General features: G+C 71.0%; 14 protein-coding genes. 3 read left to right on the top strand and 11 right to left on the bottom strand.

Annotated elements, in window-relative coordinates:
- Nucleotides 1-11: 11 nt before the first annotated feature.
- From trxB to murJ, 5 genes are all read right to left on the bottom strand, one after another.
- Nucleotides 12-962, bottom strand: a complete 951-nt coding sequence (gene trxB / locus ACQPZK_RS31315) for a thioredoxin-disulfide reductase (RefSeq protein WP_433536303.1) — start codon at nt 960-962, stop codon at nt 12-14.
- Nucleotides 963-1,137: 175 nt separating this feature from the next.
- Nucleotides 1,138-2,097: a hypothetical protein gene (locus tag ACQPZK_RS31310; RefSeq protein ID WP_433536302.1), complete on the bottom strand. Its 960-nt coding sequence runs from the start codon at nt 2,095-2,097 to the stop codon at nt 1,138-1,140.
- A complete protein-coding gene (sigM, locus tag ACQPZK_RS31305; protein WP_433539379.1) occupies nt 2,094-2,795 on the bottom strand; it encodes an RNA polymerase sigma factor SigM in 702 nt (233 codons plus the stop codon). Before sigM ends, ACQPZK_RS31310 begins: the two co-directional genes overlap by 4 nt.
- Nucleotides 2,796-2,835: 40 nt before the next feature.
- Complete coding sequence (locus ACQPZK_RS31300; RefSeq protein WP_433536301.1) at nt 2,836-4,443, bottom strand: protein kinase family protein; 1,608 nt, start codon at nt 4,441-4,443, stop codon at nt 2,836-2,838.
- Nucleotides 4,444-4,889: 446 nt separating this feature from the next.
- Entirely contained in the window at nt 4,890-6,647 is a 1,758-nt protein-coding gene (gene murJ / locus ACQPZK_RS31295) for a murein biosynthesis integral membrane protein MurJ (protein ID WP_433536300.1), read from the bottom strand.
- Nucleotides 6,648-6,773: 126 nt separating this feature from the next.
- Between murJ and ACQPZK_RS31290 the strand changes: the two genes are divergently transcribed.
- Nucleotides 6,774-8,234, top strand: coding sequence for a CCA tRNA nucleotidyltransferase (locus tag ACQPZK_RS31290; protein WP_433536299.1), 1,461 nt, complete (start codon nt 6,774-6,776; stop codon nt 8,232-8,234).
- Nucleotides 8,235-8,406: 172 nt separating this feature from the next.
- Here ACQPZK_RS31290 and ACQPZK_RS31285 read toward each other — a convergent pair whose 3' ends face one another.
- The 4 genes from ACQPZK_RS31285 to ACQPZK_RS31270 are packed head-to-tail and all read right to left on the bottom strand — an operon-like array spanning nt 8,407 to nt 12,152.
- Entirely contained in the window at nt 8,407-9,939 is a 1,533-nt protein-coding gene (locus tag ACQPZK_RS31285) for a flotillin family protein (RefSeq protein ID WP_433536298.1), read from the bottom strand.
- A 26-nt stretch (nt 9,940-9,965) separates the two neighbouring features.
- Entirely contained in the window at nt 9,966-10,487 is a 522-nt protein-coding gene (locus ACQPZK_RS31280) for a hypothetical protein (protein WP_433536297.1), read from the bottom strand.
- Between the two features lie 40 nt (nt 10,488-10,527).
- Complete coding sequence (locus ACQPZK_RS31275; RefSeq protein WP_433536296.1) at nt 10,528-11,640, bottom strand: TolB family protein; 1,113 nt, start codon at nt 11,638-11,640, stop codon at nt 10,528-10,530.
- Nucleotides 11,637-12,152 (bottom strand): SigE family RNA polymerase sigma factor, encoded by a 516-nt coding sequence (locus ACQPZK_RS31270; RefSeq protein ID WP_433536295.1) that lies wholly within the window; start codon nt 12,150-12,152, stop codon nt 11,637-11,639. The genes ACQPZK_RS31275 and ACQPZK_RS31270 overlap by 4 nt, the downstream gene beginning before the upstream one ends.
- Nucleotides 12,153-12,221: 69 nt before the next feature.
- Here ACQPZK_RS31270 and ACQPZK_RS31265 point away from each other — a divergent pair, with 69 nt between their 5' ends.
- Nucleotides 12,222-12,701, top strand: a complete 480-nt coding sequence (locus ACQPZK_RS31265) for a methylated-DNA--[protein]-cysteine S-methyltransferase (protein WP_433536294.1) — start codon at nt 12,222-12,224, stop codon at nt 12,699-12,701.
- Between the two features lie 148 nt (nt 12,702-12,849).
- Here ACQPZK_RS31265 and ACQPZK_RS31260 read toward each other — a convergent pair whose 3' ends face one another.
- Entirely contained in the window at nt 12,850-13,929 is a 1,080-nt protein-coding gene (locus ACQPZK_RS31260) for an inositol-3-phosphate synthase (protein ID WP_355048595.1), read from the bottom strand.
- 23 nt (nt 13,930-13,952) lie between these two features.
- Nucleotides 13,953-14,591 carry a PadR family transcriptional regulator gene (locus ACQPZK_RS31255; protein ID WP_422737532.1) on the bottom strand — a complete coding sequence of 213 codons (639 nt, stop codon included), beginning with the start codon at nt 14,589-14,591 and terminating at the stop codon, nt 13,953-13,955.
- 175 nt (nt 14,592-14,766) lie between these two features.
- On the opposite strand from ACQPZK_RS31255, the gene ACQPZK_RS31250 reads away from it, so the two are divergent.
- Nucleotides 14,767-15,222, top strand: coding sequence for a DUF5318 domain-containing protein (locus ACQPZK_RS31250; RefSeq protein WP_433536293.1), 456 nt, complete (start codon nt 14,767-14,769; stop codon nt 15,220-15,222).
- Nucleotides 15,223-15,271: the final 49 nt, after the last annotated feature.

The following is a 15,271-nucleotide window of genomic DNA, read 5'->3' as shown; positions in this document are numbered from 1 at the left end:
TGTTTCCTGTTTCAGCTGAGCGTCGCGATGAACCGCTCGGCGTCGAGCGCGGCGGCACAGCCGGTGCCGGCCGCGGTGATCGCCTGGCGGTAGGTGTGGTCGACCACGTCACCGGCGGCGAAGACGCCGGGCACGCTCGTCCGGGTGCTGGGGGCCTGGACCTTCACGTAGCCCTCGTCGTCCAGCTCGACCTGGCCCTGGAAGAGCTCACTGCGGGGGTCGTGGCCGATGGCCACGAACACGCCGGTCACGTCCAGCACCTTGGTCTCGCCGGTGTGCACGTTGCGCACCCGTACGCCGGTGACCTTGCCGTCAGCGCCCAGGACCTCTTCGACGGTGCTGTTCCACTCGACCTTGATCTTCTCGTTGCTCAGCGCCCGGTCGGCCATGATCTTGCTGGCCCGGAACGAGTCGCGCCGGTGGATGATGGTCACCGAGTCGGCGAAGCGCGTGAGGAAGCTGGCCTCCTCCATCGCCGAGTCGCCACCGCCCACGACGACGATGTGCTGGTTGCGGAAGAAGAAGCCGTCACAGGTGGCACACGAGGAGACGCCGTGGCCCAGGTACTCCTGCTCGCCGGGAACGCCCAGCGGACGCCAGGCCGAACCGGTGGAGAGGATGACGGCGCGGGCCTGGTAGGCGGTCTGCCCGACCCACACGGTGCTCGTCGCGCCCGAGCCGGCGTCGCCGGTGTCGGCCAGCTCGACCCGCGTCACGTCGTCGGTCAGGAACTCCGCGCCGAACCGCTCGGCCTGCTTGCGCATGTTGTCCATCAGCTCGGGGCCGAGGATGCCGTCGGCGAAGCCGGGGAAGTTCTCCACCTCGGTCGTGGTCATCAGCGCGCCACCGGACTGGACACCCTCGATGATCAGCGGCTTCAGGTTGGCGCGCGCCGCGTAGACCGCCGCCGTGTAACCGGCCGGGCCGGAGCCGATGATGATCAGGTTGCGGACCTCGTCCACTGCCGTCTCCCGAGTTGTGTGTGTTCGGCGTCGGCGCGCGCACCGATGCTGATCCGAGTGCCGACGCCTGGGGGGTGCCGGCAGCTGACTTCCAGAACGTCATCGTACGAAGCGGGGATTCCCGAACCGGGCAACCGGTGGGTCAGGTCACGTGGACGCTCATCGTGCTGCGGATTCACCCTACCCGCGCCGAATACCGGCTGTCCGAGCCGGACCCGGGTACTCCACACTCGGCCCCGCTCACCCACACCCAGCGCGCCCCGGTCGCGTCGGTGAACCGGATGACCAGCGCCTGCTCGCCCTGGAACCGCGCGTAGTCGATCACTTCGACGACCAGTGGACCCGAGCCGTGCTCCGCGGCCACGGACGACAGGCACGCGGTCAACGCGGCCTCGTCGGTGAGCCGGGCGAGCTGGTTCGACCCGTTGGGTGCGGGCCGCCGGTCGCCTTCGGCGTCCACCCCGGGTTGGTGACCCGGGACGCTGCTGCTCGCCCCCAGCAACGGCGACGGTGGGCTCGGCGTGCCGCCGAGGCTCTGCGGGGTGTAGTCGACACCGCTATGCAGGGTCGGACCGGACGTGCGGGCGGTCCCGCCGGCATCGGCGACGGCGGGCGCGTTGGCCGGACGTTCCGCGGCACCGGTGTCCGCGGTGTCGGTCGACAGCTGGTCGAGCCCCAGACCGACCGCGACGACGGCAGCCGCCGCGACGGCCACCGGGGCGGCGGCACGGACCCAGCGACGCTGCCGGCGGCCGGGGCCGGTCGGGCCCCGCCCGGACTCGGCGGGCGACGAGCTGGTGGGCCGACGTCCACCCTGCGCCGGCACGGTCACCGGCGAGGTCGGCGTCTCGGGTGACCCGGTGGCGTCGGCCGGCGGGGTGTCCGCGGCCACCAACGCGGCGGCGATTCGTTCGGCGACGGCGGGCGGCAGCTCCGGAGCAGGCTCGGCCCACCGGGCCAGGTCGGCACTGACCTGCGTCACCGCGGGTGCCAGCAGCGCGTACGCCTCGGCCCAGGCCGGGTCCGCGGCGACCAGGCGGGCGATCTGGGCCTGCTGCGGCGTGCCGTCCAACGCGCCGCCGAGGTAGTCAGCGAGCAGGTCGGCGTCGACCTCCCGGAACTCCTCGGCTGTCACGTGTCCTCCTGATTGGCGTCCTGCCGGATGCGGACCGACCCCGATCCGACGCCCTCGGCCGCGCGCGGGTTCCCCGCCGTGACGTCGGGCACGTCGGCGTCGGGGTCGACCCGGTCGGGGCGCGTCGACGCGGTCGGGCGGAGATGCCCGAGCAGCACCGCCAACCGGGCCCGGCCCCGGGCGCACCGGCTCTTCACCGTCCCCTCGGCGACGCCGAGGATGCGGGCCACCTCGGCCACCGGGTAGCCCTGAAGGTCCACCAGCACGAGGGCGGCCCGCTGCTCGACCGGCAGCGCGGCGAGCGCGGCGCGGACGACGAGCGCGGTGTCGTGGTCCGGCGCGGGCGTGGCCGGCTCGACACCGCCGGTGCCCCACCCGTCGGTCCGGTTGCCGTCGGGCAGCGGCACCGTGGGGTGCGCCTGGCGGCGTCGAATGCGGTCCAGGCAGGCGTTCACCACGATCCGGTGCAGCCACGTGGTGACGGCGGAGTCGCCACGGAAGCGGGCCGCCGCGCGGTGAGCCGACAGCAGGGCGTCCTGGAGCGCGTCGGCGGCCTCCTCACGGTCGCCGAGCGTCCGCAGGGCCACCGCCCAGAGCCGGTCGCGGTGCCGGTGGAACAGGGCCGCGAAGGCGTCCCGGTCACCGGCGACGTGGGCGCGCAGCAGCTCCAGATCCGTTGCCGCGTCGCGCCCGTCCATCACCACGTCCGGTGGATGTGCCCGGGTCGTGCTGCGCGGCTCACGAACCCTGGACCGTGATCTCCTGCACGCCGAGCTTGAAGCCACCGTCGTCGCCGTTGGGCGGCAACTCGGTGAACCAGAGCAGCAGGTAGCGGTACTTCTCGTCGGCGTTGAACCCGTTGAAGGTCATCGTGGTGCCGTCGTGCTCCTTCAAGACACCGATCTCGGTCTTGTAGTTCGCCACCATCGACTTGTCGCCGTTGGAGGTCGACGGGTAGGTGGTCGTGCCGGCGAGCAGCTTCGCGGTGGCGCCTCGACCGGAGAGCACCGCCTGCACCGACTTCACCGTGTGGGGGGAGCCCAGGTCGAACCAGACGCCCATTCCGGACTTGAGGTTCCCGTACGTGGCGTTCGGGTAGCGGTCGGTCTCCCAGCCCTTGTCGTTGTCACCGTCGATCATCTTCTTGGCGCCGTCGAGCTCGTCCCGTGGGGCGCTGTCCGGGTCGATGATCTTGATGTCCTGCACCTTGAGGTTACGAACCGTGGCGGCGGCCGGGGTGGCCTCGCCGGCCGGAGCGCTGGCGCTGGGGGTCGCCGCGGCGTTGTCCTGCGGGTCCTTGTCGTCGCCGCCGAGCGCGCTGATGCCGATGAGCAGACCGACCAGGGCGACCGCCAGCAGGCCGGCGATGCCGATTGCGACCTTGCGACCGCCGGCGGCGGCCAGCGGGGACGGCTCCTCCCCGGTCTCGGCGGTGAACCGCAGCGGGCCGCCGTTGTCGAGGTAGTGCTCCTCCTCGGCCGGCACGTCCAGCCGGGCCAACTCGGCCGCCAGCACGTCGGACGACGGCGGCGCGATGTCGGCGTCGAGCAGGTCCATCGTCAGGTCGTCCAGGTACGCGGGCACCCCGGCCCGAACCTGGCGGGGCGCCGCGAGGACACCTGCGGCGTCCCGGACGGCGTCCGGAATGGCGGCCCGCCCGTGACCGGCGGTGGCCCCGCGCAGCGGTGCCTCGGTGTGCGGCCAGTGACCGGTCAGCGCGAAGTAGAGAACGCCGCCGACCGCCCGGATGTCGCTCTCCTGGCTGTCGTCGCCGTCGGTGCGGGCGTCGGCCAGGACCACGCGGCCATCGTCGCTGATCATGACGGTGCCGGGATGGACGTTGCCGTGCACCATGCCGGTGGCGTGCACCGCGGCCAGCGCGCTGGCGACGGCGTTGCCGATGGCGGTGGCGCGGGCCGGGTCCAGCGGGCCGTCGGCGGCCAGATCGCGCAACGACTGCCCGTCCACCCACTCGCGGACCACGTACGCCCGCTCGGCCTCGTCGATGGCGTCGTACACGCCGACGAGGTTGGGGTGGATGACCCGGCTGGCCGCGACGGCCGCCTGAAGCATTTCGGTGGCGGAGTCGCCACCCGGGTAGCGCAGCACCACCGCGACCGGGCGGCGCAGGATGACGTCGACCCCGCGCCAGACCAGCCGACCCGCGCTGTCGTTGTTGATGTGCTCGACCAGCTCGTAACGCTCGGCGAGGATCTCACCGGCCGTGGGAGCACCGAAGGTCATGATCGGAGGAGCGCTCTCGTCCGCCTCCTGACCCTCGCCGACCTGGGTCACCCGTCCTCCCTCGGTGATCGTATCGATCGATGGACCCGTACTGCTGGGCATGTGGCTTCCCGCTCTGCCGTTGAAGGAACCGGCCAACCGGTGTCGACGCGCAGCGTCGGCGCCTGCCGTACCCGTCGAGAGCGACCTTACCCGGGTTGCCCGTCTCCCCGACATGTCATCTTCTTGCCGTACCCGGCGGGGTGCCGGGGATCGGGGAAGTCGTCCGGTTACGACCGTTGTCAGCCACGTTGCTGGCACATGTACTAGCTAATCTACGGCTTCACCGCAAGTGACCGACGTCGGGGCCGGGCCGGGCGTCGTGCCCTCGTCCAACAGCCAGTTCCCCGCCGATCGGCCGCCCACGCTCAGCCGTACGGTTGGTTATCCACAGGCCGATCCGGCGGCTGACCGGTGAATCGCGGAGTTATCCACAGGTGCATCCCCAGCCTGGTGATCCATGGTCACGTTCCGTGTGGCGGTGCCGGATGCTCCTCGGAACCTCGCCGTCAGCGACCGAGACGACGACGGACCATGCCGACAACTTCGGTGATCTCCCCGATCCGCAGCGCCATGGCGAGCCCCAGGTACGTCCCACCGATCACGGCGCCACCGATCACGAGCTGAAGAACGGCCTGCATCCAGCTCGGCGTGTCGCCGCCGGGCAGCAGGCTCACCACGAGCAGGCCGACCAGTGCGGCCCCCAACGCGGCCACGAGGACCCGGCCGAGCGTACGCAGGATGGCGCCCATTCCGATCCGGCCGACCCGGGGCCGCAGCAGCCACGCCGAGGCGAACGCCGCGGCCAGGTAGGACACGGCGTTACCGATCATCATTCCGGCCGCCGCGAAGTGCGCGGCGAAGGCGACGTAGAGCACCACCTGCACGCCGATCCGCAGTGCCACCACGGGAATGTTGATCAGCGCCGGGGTGCGGGTGTCCGGTAGGGCGTAGAAGGCGAAGGTGAAGAGCTGGCTGATCGCGAACGGCACCAGGGCCAGGGCCGCGAGCAGCAGCACCAGCGAGGTGTCGGCGGCGTTCTCGTCGGTGAACGCGCCGTAGCGGAACAGCGTCACGGCCAGCGGGGTGGCCAGCACCGCGTAGCAGACCGCGATCGGAGCGAGCACCGCCGAGACCGTGCGGGTGCCCCGGGACAGGTCGGCGGCGACATCGGCGTACCGGCCGTCGGCGGCAGCCGCGCTCATCCGGGGCATCAGCGCCGTGATGATCGAGACGGCGATGATGCCGTGCGCCATCATCAGCAGCAGGAACACGTTGTTGTAGATCAGCGGACCGGCGGCGTTCTCCCTGCCCGCCCTGTTCAGCAGGTTGAACAGCACGATCAGGCCGACCTGGCTCACCGCCACGTAGCAGAACATCCAGCCGCCCAGGCGGCCCAGCTCGCGCAGCCCGAGCGTGCGGAAGTCGAACCGGAACCGCCAGCGGAAGCCGACCTTGCGCAGCGCCGGCAGCAGTCCGGCGGCCTGGATGGCGACACCGAGCAGGGTGCCGCCGCCGATGAGCAGGATCCGCCCGGTGGTCATCTCGTCGGGCCGGACGATCTCCGCACCGAAGATCGCGATGTAGAGCCCCGCCGTGCCGATCACCACGATGTTGTTCAGGATCGGCGCCCACATCGGCGCGGCGAAGTGCCCCCGGGTGTTGAGCACCGCGCTGATCAGGGCGCTGAGACCGGTGAAGAAGATCATCGGCAACATCAGGTACGACAGCGCCGTGACCAGATCCCGGAAGTCCGCCCCGGTCTTCTTGCTGGCGTAGAGCGAGGTCAGCACGGAGGCGAAGGCCACCGCCACCAGCGCCGCCGCGGCCAGCGCCAGCACCGCGAGGGTCAGCAACCGCTGGGTGTACGCCTGACCGCCGTCGCTGTCGACCTTCCGGCGGCGGACCAGCACCGGGATCAGGACACTGGTGAGGATGCCGCCGAGCAGGAACTCGTAGACCATTCCGGGCAGGATCTGCGCGGTCGTGTACGCGTCACCCACCAGCGCGCCGCCGAGCGCGGCGGTCAGCGCCAGCGTGCGCAGGAAGCCCGTACCCCGGCTGACTAGGCTCCCGATCGCCATCACCGCGCTGTTGGTCGCCGCGCTCGCCTCGCCCACCTGTTCCTGCGGCGGGGCGGTCGACTCCATCGCCGGCTGGTTCAGCGGCTCGGCGGAGATGAAGGTGGCGCCGTCGGAGGGGCGGATGTTGGCTCCCGCACCGCCGTCCCGCGCGGCGTTCGCGCTGCGGTAGAGCCCGCCGCTCATCTCCAGCCTCCCAGGGGTACGTCGAGCCGGGCACCGACCCGCACGTCACAGACCTTAGTCAACCCGCACCCGTTACCCGCGCCCGGCGGATCGGATCACACCCCGGCCCGATAGGCTGGCGATCCCATGTCCGAAGCCTCCGCTCCCCACGCCGCCGACCGCCGCGACCTGACCGCCGCGCAGCGCAACGCCGTCGCCGAACTGCTCCGGGTCTCCCCGGTCGCCGACGAGCTGGGCCGCCGTTTCGTCCGTGCCGGCCACGAGCTCCACCTGGTGGGCGGTTCGGTACGCGACGCGCTGCTCGGCCGGCTCGGCGATGACCTCGACTTCTGCACCGACGCGCACCCCGACGAGACGTTGCGGATCATCAAGGGTTGGGCCGAGTCGATCTGGGAGACCGGCCGCGAGTTCGGCACCATCGGCGCCCAGCGCGACGGCCTCCGGTTGGAGATCACCACCTTCCGCGCCGAGTCGTACGACCAGGTCAGCCGCAACCCGGTGGTGGTGTACGGCACCAGTCTCGACGAGGACCTGAAGCGGCGCGACTTCACCATCAACGCGATGGCGGTCAGCCTGCCGGAGCACCGCTTCACCGATCCGCACGGTGGGCTGGACGACCTCGCGGCCAAGGTCATCCGTACTCCCAGCACCCCGCGGGAGTCCTTCGGCGACGACCCGCTGCGCATGCTGCGGGCCGCCCGGTTCGCCGCCCAACTGCGCTTCGCCGTCCACCCGGACGTACACGTCGCGATGTCCGAGATGGCCGCCGACCTGGACCGGATCACCGCCGAGCGGATCCGTGACGAGTTCACCAAGCTGCTCTGCGGCGCCGACCCGATCACCGGGCTGCGTCTGCTGGTCGACACCGGTCTGGCCGAGCGGTTCCTGCCGGAGCTGACCGGCCTGAAGCTGGAGATCGACGAGCACGCCCAGCACAAGGACGTCTACGAGCACACGCTGACGGTGGTCGAGAACGCGGTCTCCTACGAGGAGGACGGCTGCGACTTCGTCCTGCGAATGGCCGCCCTCATGCACGACGTGGGCAAGCCGGCGACGAAGGCCGTCGGGTCCGACGGTCGGGTCAGCTTCCACCACCACGAGGTGGTCGGTGCCCGGCTGACCAAGGCCCGGATGAAGGCGATGCGGTACCCCAAGGAGATCACCGCGAAGGTGACCGCGCTGGTCGCGCTGCACCTGCGCTTCTACGGGTACGGCCGCGGGGAGTGGACCGACTCGGCGGTGCGCCGTTACGTCGCCGACGCCGGTGACCTGCTGCCCCGGCTGCACAAGCTGACCCGTTCGGACTGCACGACCCGCAACCGTCGTAAGGCGGCCCAGCTCGCCGCCGACTACGACGCGCTGGAGGAGCGGATCTCCCGGCTCGCCGCCGAGGAGGATCTGGCCCGGGTACGCCCCGACCTGGACGGCAACGCGATCATGGAATTGCTCGGCGTACCTCCGGGGCCCATCGTCGGGCGGGCCTGGAAGCACCTCAAGGAACAGCGCCTGGAGCACGGCCCCCTGGACCGCGACGCCGCCGAGGCGGAGTTGCTGCGCTGGGCCCGCGCCGAGGGCCTGATCCCCTAACCCCCCCCCGCGCACCCCGCCCCACCCCCCGCGCGCCCCGCCCCAACCCCCGCGATCTTGCACTTTCTGTTGCGACAAAAACGGACAGTGTCCTTATATCGACGACAGAAAGTGCAAGATCGGCGAGCAGGGCGGGGTAGGGCAGGGCAGGGCGGGCAGGGCGGGCAGGGCGCTAGCGCGTTTCGACGGCTGTTCCGTCTACCGACGGGCCCTTGGCCGTGGGGGTGCCGTTGCCGCCGGGCGTCGACGCCGAGCCGAGGCGGGCCAGTAGGCCGGCCAGGTCGATGCCGGTGAGGTCGCTGCCGAGCTGCAGACCCTGCGCCACGTTGCCGGCCACCGACTTCGTCAGCGACGACGCGCCCTCGGTGGAGATGACCGTCATCTTGTCGATGGCACCGATCGGAGCGCTGGCCGCCTCGACGACCTGCGGCAGGACCTTGACCAGCAGGTCCAGCACCGCGGCCTCGCCGTACGCGGCGAACGCCTCGGCCTTGCGCGCCATCGCGTCGGCCTCGGCCTCACCCCTGGCCAGGATGGCCGCCGCCTCGGCCTGACCCTCGCGCTCGACGGCCTCGGCGATCGCGGAGCGCCGCCGCTGCTCGGCCTCACCCTCCTTGGCGCCCTCGATCGCGTTCGCCTCGGCGAGGGCCGCCCGTCGGGCCCGCTCGCCCTCACCGGTGAGCCGTGCCTGCTCGGCGGAGGCCTGGGCGGCGGCGATGACGGCCTGGCGTTGCGCGTCCGCGCTGAGCACGGCCGCGTTGCGGGCCGCCTCGGCCTCCTGCTCCACCTTGTACCGGGCGGCGTCGGCCGGCTTGCGCACCTCGGTGTCCAGTTGGCGCTGCTTCAGCTCGGCGTTGCGCTCGGCCACCTTCTGCTGCTCGGAGAGGATGGCCTGGTCCCGTTCCGCCTGGGCGAGCGGCCCGGCCGCGGCCGACTTGGCCTTGGCCGCGTCGATCTCCGCCTGGATGCCGGCCTGCTTGAGGGCCAGGTTGCGGTTCGCCTCGGCGATGGCCTCCTCGGCGAGCAGCCGCTCCTGCTCGGCCTGCTGCCGAGCCCGCGCCTCGGCGATGGCCGCGTCCTTGAGTACCCGGGCGGCCTCGGGTCGGCCCAGGTCCTGCAGGTAGGAGCCCTCGGCGAGGATGTCCTGGAGTTGGAAGGTGTCCAGCACCAGACCCTGGTTTGTCATCGAGTGCTCGGCCTCCTCGGCCACGGCACTGGCGAATGCCGCCCGGTCCCGGATGACCTCCTCGACGGTGAGCCGCCCGACGATCGAGCGCAGCGCGCCGGCCAGCACCTCCCGGGTGAAGTTGTCGATCTCGTCCTGCTGGTGCAGGAACCGCTGGGCGGCCGCCCGGATCGCGTCCTCGGTGCCGCCGACCTTCACGATCGCCACGCCGTGCAGGTCGGCACGGATGCCCTGCTTGCTGACCGCGCCCCGGATGCCGACGTCGATCCGCCGGCTGGACAGGTCGAGCGACTGGAGCTTCTGCACCACCGGGAGCACGAAGACCGAGGCGCCGAGCACGACCTTCTGCCCGGAGGTGTCGGTCGACCGGCCGCCGTCGGCGGTGTGCGTGGTACGCCCCTTGCGACCCGTGACGATGAACGCCTCGTTCGGCCCGGCCACCTTGATCCGGGACAGCACGAACAACACCAGGACGAGCGCGAGGATGACCGCGCCCACGACAGCAATCAACAGGGGCATGGAGGGGGTCCTGTCTACGAGAGGAATCAGTAGGTCTCGACGTGCACGCTGGTGTCACTCAGCGCCTGCACGACGAAGACCTGCGCGCCGATCGGGATCGGCTGGTCGGCGCGGGCGTTGAGCTTGACCGGCTGGCCGGCGACGCGTACCCGCACCTCGCCGTACCCGTCGAGGGGCACCGGCGTGACGACCAGGCCGAGCGCGCCGACCAGGTCGTCGCGGGTGGGGGTGGCGTCGGTGCGCATGTTGCGCGCCGCCCGACTGAACCGCGACGCCAGCCACGCCGTGGGCACGGCCGCGAGCAGGCCACCGGCCGCCGCGCCCGCGATCATTCCGGGGGTACGGGCACCGAGCAGTTCGTTGACGATCGCCCCGCCGAAGCCGAACGCTCCGGCGAAGCCGGCGATCGTCTCGGTGGAGATCGGCCCGTCCACGTCGGGGTGCCCGAAGTGGAGCATTTCGCTGCCGAGCAGGGCGAGCGCCAGTACCGCGACACCGGCCCCGCCGATGATCAGAAAGATGAGCGTCCCCGTGGCCACGACCTGCACGGTATCGACGCCGCGCAACGGCGATGAAGGGCCGAACGGCTCAACGGGGCGCCACGCTGATCTCCAACTCGGACAGCTGTGCGGGCAGTGGCTGGCGGACGAGTTCGTGCCCGGTCGTGTCGGCGAGCACGAAGTCACCCTGGTACGGCTCCCGGTAGAGCAGCAGGTCGTCGTCGACCCACGTGGCGTCGGCGCTCGGCAACGGGTTGACCACCCGCCCGCTGGCCGCCTCCACCAGCAACGGTTCGTGCTGGCCCTGGACGACGACCAGGCGGCCGTCCGACGACCAGGCCCACGGCCCGGCGGGATCGCCGGGTAGCGGCTCCGAGCGGGTTGGTCGTCCGTCGTCGGCGGAGAACATCTGCACGCCACTCCGAGGGTGCCGGACCGACTCGGACCGTGGCCTGCCCTGGGCGGTCTGCGGCAGCGCCACCTCCCGGCCGTTCCGGGTCCAGACGAAGGAGCACTGGTCGGTGCAGAGGTAATCCTTGCGGGACACCTGGTGCGTACGCTTCGTGCCGTCCCGCTCGACCACGACGAAGCCGAAGTGATCCAGCGCAGTGGTGGTGAAAAGCAGGCGTCGACCATCCGGTGACCAGGTCGGGCGGCTCAACGCACGGCCAACCTCGTGCCAGCGGGTCTTCCCCGTGTCCAGGTCGACGAGACCGACCTCGCGTGGACGGTCCTCCTCGATGACCGCCACCAGAGACCCGGTCGGTGCTGGGAAGATGGCGTCGTAGCGGTCGGTCGGCACATAGCGGCCCCGGCTGCGGTCCAGCAGGAATCCGCTGCCCGACCCGCCGGCGAACTGTGCCCGGGTCACCACCCAGTTACCGGGCAGCACCAGCGGTGCGGCGGTCCAGTTCGCGCCGGGCGTGGGCCGGATCGACGGCGACGACGTCATCGACGGCGACGGAGTCGCGGTTGCGGGCGGCGTCGTCGGGGGTGCGGCCGGTCGGGGCCGGAGCAGCACGAATGGCACAACCGCCGTGACGACCGCGACCATCGCCGCGCCGCCGACGGTCAGGCGTCGCTGACGGCGCAGCCGGCGACCCTGGCCGAGCGCCCGGTCGGCGAGCCCGGGAGCGGGCGCGGCGCCGTCGGCGAGGTCGCGTACGGCCCGGCGAAGCATGTCGTCCAGATGCGTGGTCAACGCGTCACCCCCGGGCCGGTGGTCAACTCGTCCAGCCCCGGCACCAGGCCGCGGAGCCGTGCCAGTGCCTTGGCGCTCTGGCTGGCGACCGTGCCGGCTCGACAGCCGAGCAGCGTCGCGGTCTGCTCGACGCTCAGGTCCTCCAGGTAGCGCAGGGTCAGCACGGCCCGCTGCCGTGGCGGCAGCGCCCGCAGAGCCTCCAGCAGCAGCAGACGCAGATCGGTCTCGCGGCGGTCGTCGTCCGCCGCCCGTTCCGGCACCTCCGCCACGGGCACCTCGGTGCGCCGCGCTCGTCGTCGCCAGCTGGAGACCTGGTCGTGGTAGAGGATGCGTTTCACGTACGGCTCGGCGTCACCCCTGATCCGCGGCCAGCGGGCGTACGCCTTGGCCAGCGCGTTCTGCAGCAGGTCCTCCGCCGCGTGCTGGTTCCCGGCCAGCACGTACGCGACGCGCAGCAGGGCGGCACCCCGCTCCTGAACGAATGTGGTGAACTCCCCGTCGACATCCGCCACCGCCCACCTCCGTAGTTCAGACGCCGGGCGACGGCGAAACTTTGCCTCGCCGCGCGGGACAATGGCGACATGCGCTGGACTGTGCTCGACTCGCCGATCGGGGAGTTCTCCGTGGCCACCGACGACACGAGTGTGTGCGGGGCACACTTCGGTCGGGTGGACGGGGCCGCCGACGAGCCTGCTGATCCGTTGTCCCGGCAGGTCGTGGCCGAGCTGCGGGCGTACTTCGCCGGTGAGCTGACCGCGTTCACGGTTCCCGTCTCGGCCCCGCGCGGCTCCGAGTTCGAGCGGGCGGTGTGGCGGGAGATGACCCGCATTCCGTACGGCGAGACGCTCACGTACGGCGAGGTGGCGCGGCTGGTCGGTGATCCGGGCGCGGCGCGCGCGGTGGGGGTGGCCTGCAACCGCAACCCCATCCCCGTGGTCGTGCCGTGCCACCGGATCGTCGGCGCGGGCGGCAAACTGGTCGGCTTCGGCGGCGGTCTGCCGCGCAAGGTCACGTTGCTGGAGCTGGAGGCGGGCGTCGCCCTGCGGCGGGCCTGGTCCTGACCTGCTGATCGTTGGCTGCCGAGCGACTTGGCGCGCCGAGCGCCCGCGCGGCTGAGCTGCCACCGATCGCCGCACCTTCGGTGCCCGAACGCGGCGAGGGCCGGGTCCCGTAGGACCCGGCCCTCGGCCGTGCTGGTTGTTCAGCGGGTCAGCGCTCGACCTCGCCGGCGATGAACTCCTCGACGGCCTGGTGGGCGTCGTGGTCGGCGTACTGCACCGGCGGGGACTTCATGAAGTACGACGAGGCCGACAGGATCGGGCCACCGATCTTGCGGTCCAGCGCGATCTTCGCGGCCCGGACGGCGTCGATGATGACACCGGCCGAGTTCGGCGAGTCCCACACCTCGAGCTTCAGCTCCGCGTTGAGCGGGGTGTCGCCGAAGGAGCGGCCCTCCAGGCGGATGTACGCCCACTTGCGGTCGTCCAACCACGGCACGTGGTCCGACGGGCCGATGTGCACGTCGCTCTTGCTCATCTCGTGCGGGATCTGCGAGGTGACCGACTGGGTCTTCGAGATCTTCTTCGAGACCAGGCGGTTGCGCTCCAGCATGTTCATGAAGTCCATGTTGCCGCCGAAGTTGAGCTGGTACGTGCGCAGCAGCTCGACACCGCGGTCCTCGAAGAGCTTCGCGAGCGCGCGGTGCACGATGGTGGCGCCGACCTGGCTCTTGATGTCGTCGCCGACGATCGGCAGGCCCGCGTCGGTGAACTTCTGCGCCCACTCGGGGTCGGAGGCGATGAAGACCGGCAGGGCGTTGACGAACGCGCAACCGGCGTCGATCGCGGCCTGGGCGTAGAACTTGTCGGCCTGCTCGGAGCCGACCGGCAGGTAGGAGACGACGACGTCGACCTGCGCGTCGCGCAGCGCCTGGGCCACGTCGACCGGGGTGGCGTCGGACTCCTCGACGATCTCGCGGTAGTACTGGCCCAGACCGTCGAAGGTCGGGCCGCGCTGCACGGACACGCCGGTCGGCGGCACGTCACAGAGCTTGATGGTGTTGTTCTCGCTGGCGACGATCGCCTCCGCGAGGTCCATGCCCACCTTCTTGGCGTCGACGTCGAACGCCGCGACGAACTGAACGTCAGAGACGTGGTAGTCGCCGAAGGTGACGTGCATGAGACCCGGGACGCGGTCGTTCGGGTCGGCGTTGCGGTAGTACTCGACGCCCTGAACCAGGGACGAGGCGCAGTTACCCACACCGACGATGGCGACGCGGACGGAGCCCATAGCGTCTGCCTCCTTCTTTTCTGTCACGGCCGCTCTTTCCTGGTCTCTCCAGGCGGAGGCGGGCTGTTGTCTTCTCGTCGGCCACCGGCTGTCCCTGGGTGCGGGACCGTCGGGGCTCGGCCGGAGCGCTCGTTTGCGATGAGCTCCTCCAGCCAGCGGACCTCACGCTCACAGGCGTCCAGGCCGTGGCGCTGCAGTTCCAAGGTGTAAGCGTCGAGGCGCTCGGCCGCCCGGCCCAGCACGTCGCGAAGGCCTTCACGACGTTCCTCGATCTTGCGGCGGCGACCCTCCAAGATGCGCAGGCGGGTCGCCTGGTCGGTCCGGGCGAAGAACGCGAAGTGCACACCGAAACCCGTGTCGTCGTACGTCTCGGGCCCGGCCTGTGCGATGAGCTGGGCGAAGCGTTCCTTGCCCTCCGCGGTGATTTTGTAGACCACCCGACCTCGTCGGCTGGTCAGCGCGGGAACCTCCTCGGCGGTGGCGGGTGTCTCGGCGGCTTCGGTGATCCAGCCCGCCGCCTGCAACCTGCGCAGGGTCGGGTAGAGCGAGCCGTAGCTGATCGCCGCCCGGATCGCGCCGAGTTTGGCGGTCAGCTCCTTGCGCAGCTCATAGCCGTGCATCGGAGACTCCTGCAGGAGGCCGAGGATGGCGAATTCGAGCACGAGCCACCCTCTCTTTACCCTCCGACGCGGAGCGGTAACCGCCGCGATGTATCGGACCGATACATCGCACGTTAGCGGCTGCTGCCGGCCAGGGCAAACCCCCGTTCCGGGATGTTGTCGTCACGCATCGTGACCGTGGTCGCCTCGTCGAGCCGGACCGCGTACCCTTCACCGCATGCGTACGCAGCGCCAGATCGTCGACTACTCGCTTCAGAAGCGAGCAGTGCTGCGTGAGCTGATGGCCAGCCGCATCGGTACGTACGACGTGTGTGACGCGTCGCCGTACCTGAAGAACGCTGCGCGGTTCCACGGCGAGCCGACGGAGCTGCGCTGCCCCATCTGTCGCAGCGAGAATCTGACGCTGGTCCACTACATTTACGGGGACGAACTCAAGCAGTCCGCCGGACAGGCCCGGACACTGGCCGAGTTGCCCGTGCTGGCGATGACGCTACGTGAGTTCCAGGTCTTCGTGGTGGAGGTGTGCCTCGGCTGTGACTGGAACCATCTCGTCGAGCAGTACCTGCTCGGTCGGGACGGTCTCACCGGCGACGGCGACGGTGTTGGCGCTGACGAGCAGGACACTGCGGCCGCCGAGGGCGTGGGTCGGCGGAGGCGAGAGGCGCAACGGTGATCTCAGCGAGTTGGACCGGCTCCGGGGCTGGGGACATGACCCGGGACGG

It is taken from the genome of Micromonospora sp. CA-249363 (genome assembly GCF_050950185.1).
In the GTDB taxonomy this organism is placed as follows: domain Bacteria; phylum Actinomycetota; class Actinomycetes; order Mycobacteriales; family Micromonosporaceae; genus Micromonospora.
Note: the sequence above shows the minus strand (reverse complement) of the source record. Positions and strands in the feature narration are given on the sequence as shown.

Excerpts from the sequence above, each read along its gene's own strand:
- sigM (WP_433539379.1), bottom strand. The coding sequence starts at position 2,795 with ATGGACGGGCGCGACGCGGCAACGGATCTGGAGCTGCTGCGCGCCCAC.
- ACQPZK_RS31300 (WP_433536301.1), bottom strand. The coding sequence starts at position 4,443 with ATGCCCAGCAGTACGGGTCCATCGATCGATACGATCACCGAGGGAGGA.
- murJ (WP_433536300.1), bottom strand. The coding sequence starts at position 6,647 with ATGAGCGGCGGGCTCTACCGCAGCGCGAACGCCGCGCGGGACGGCGGT.
- ACQPZK_RS31290 (WP_433536299.1), top strand. The coding sequence starts at position 6,774 with ATGTCCGAAGCCTCCGCTCCCCACGCCGCCGACCGCCGCGACCTGACC.
- ACQPZK_RS31285 (WP_433536298.1), bottom strand. The coding sequence starts at position 9,939 with ATGCCCCTGTTGATTGCTGTCGTGGGCGCGGTCATCCTCGCGCTCGTC.
- ACQPZK_RS31265 (WP_433536294.1), top strand. The coding sequence starts at position 12,222 with ATGCGCTGGACTGTGCTCGACTCGCCGATCGGGGAGTTCTCCGTGGCC.
- ACQPZK_RS31260 (WP_355048595.1), bottom strand. The coding sequence starts at position 13,929 with ATGGGCTCCGTCCGCGTCGCCATCGTCGGTGTGGGTAACTGCGCCTCG.
- ACQPZK_RS31250 (WP_433536293.1), top strand. The coding sequence starts at position 14,767 with ATGCGTACGCAGCGCCAGATCGTCGACTACTCGCTTCAGAAGCGAGCA.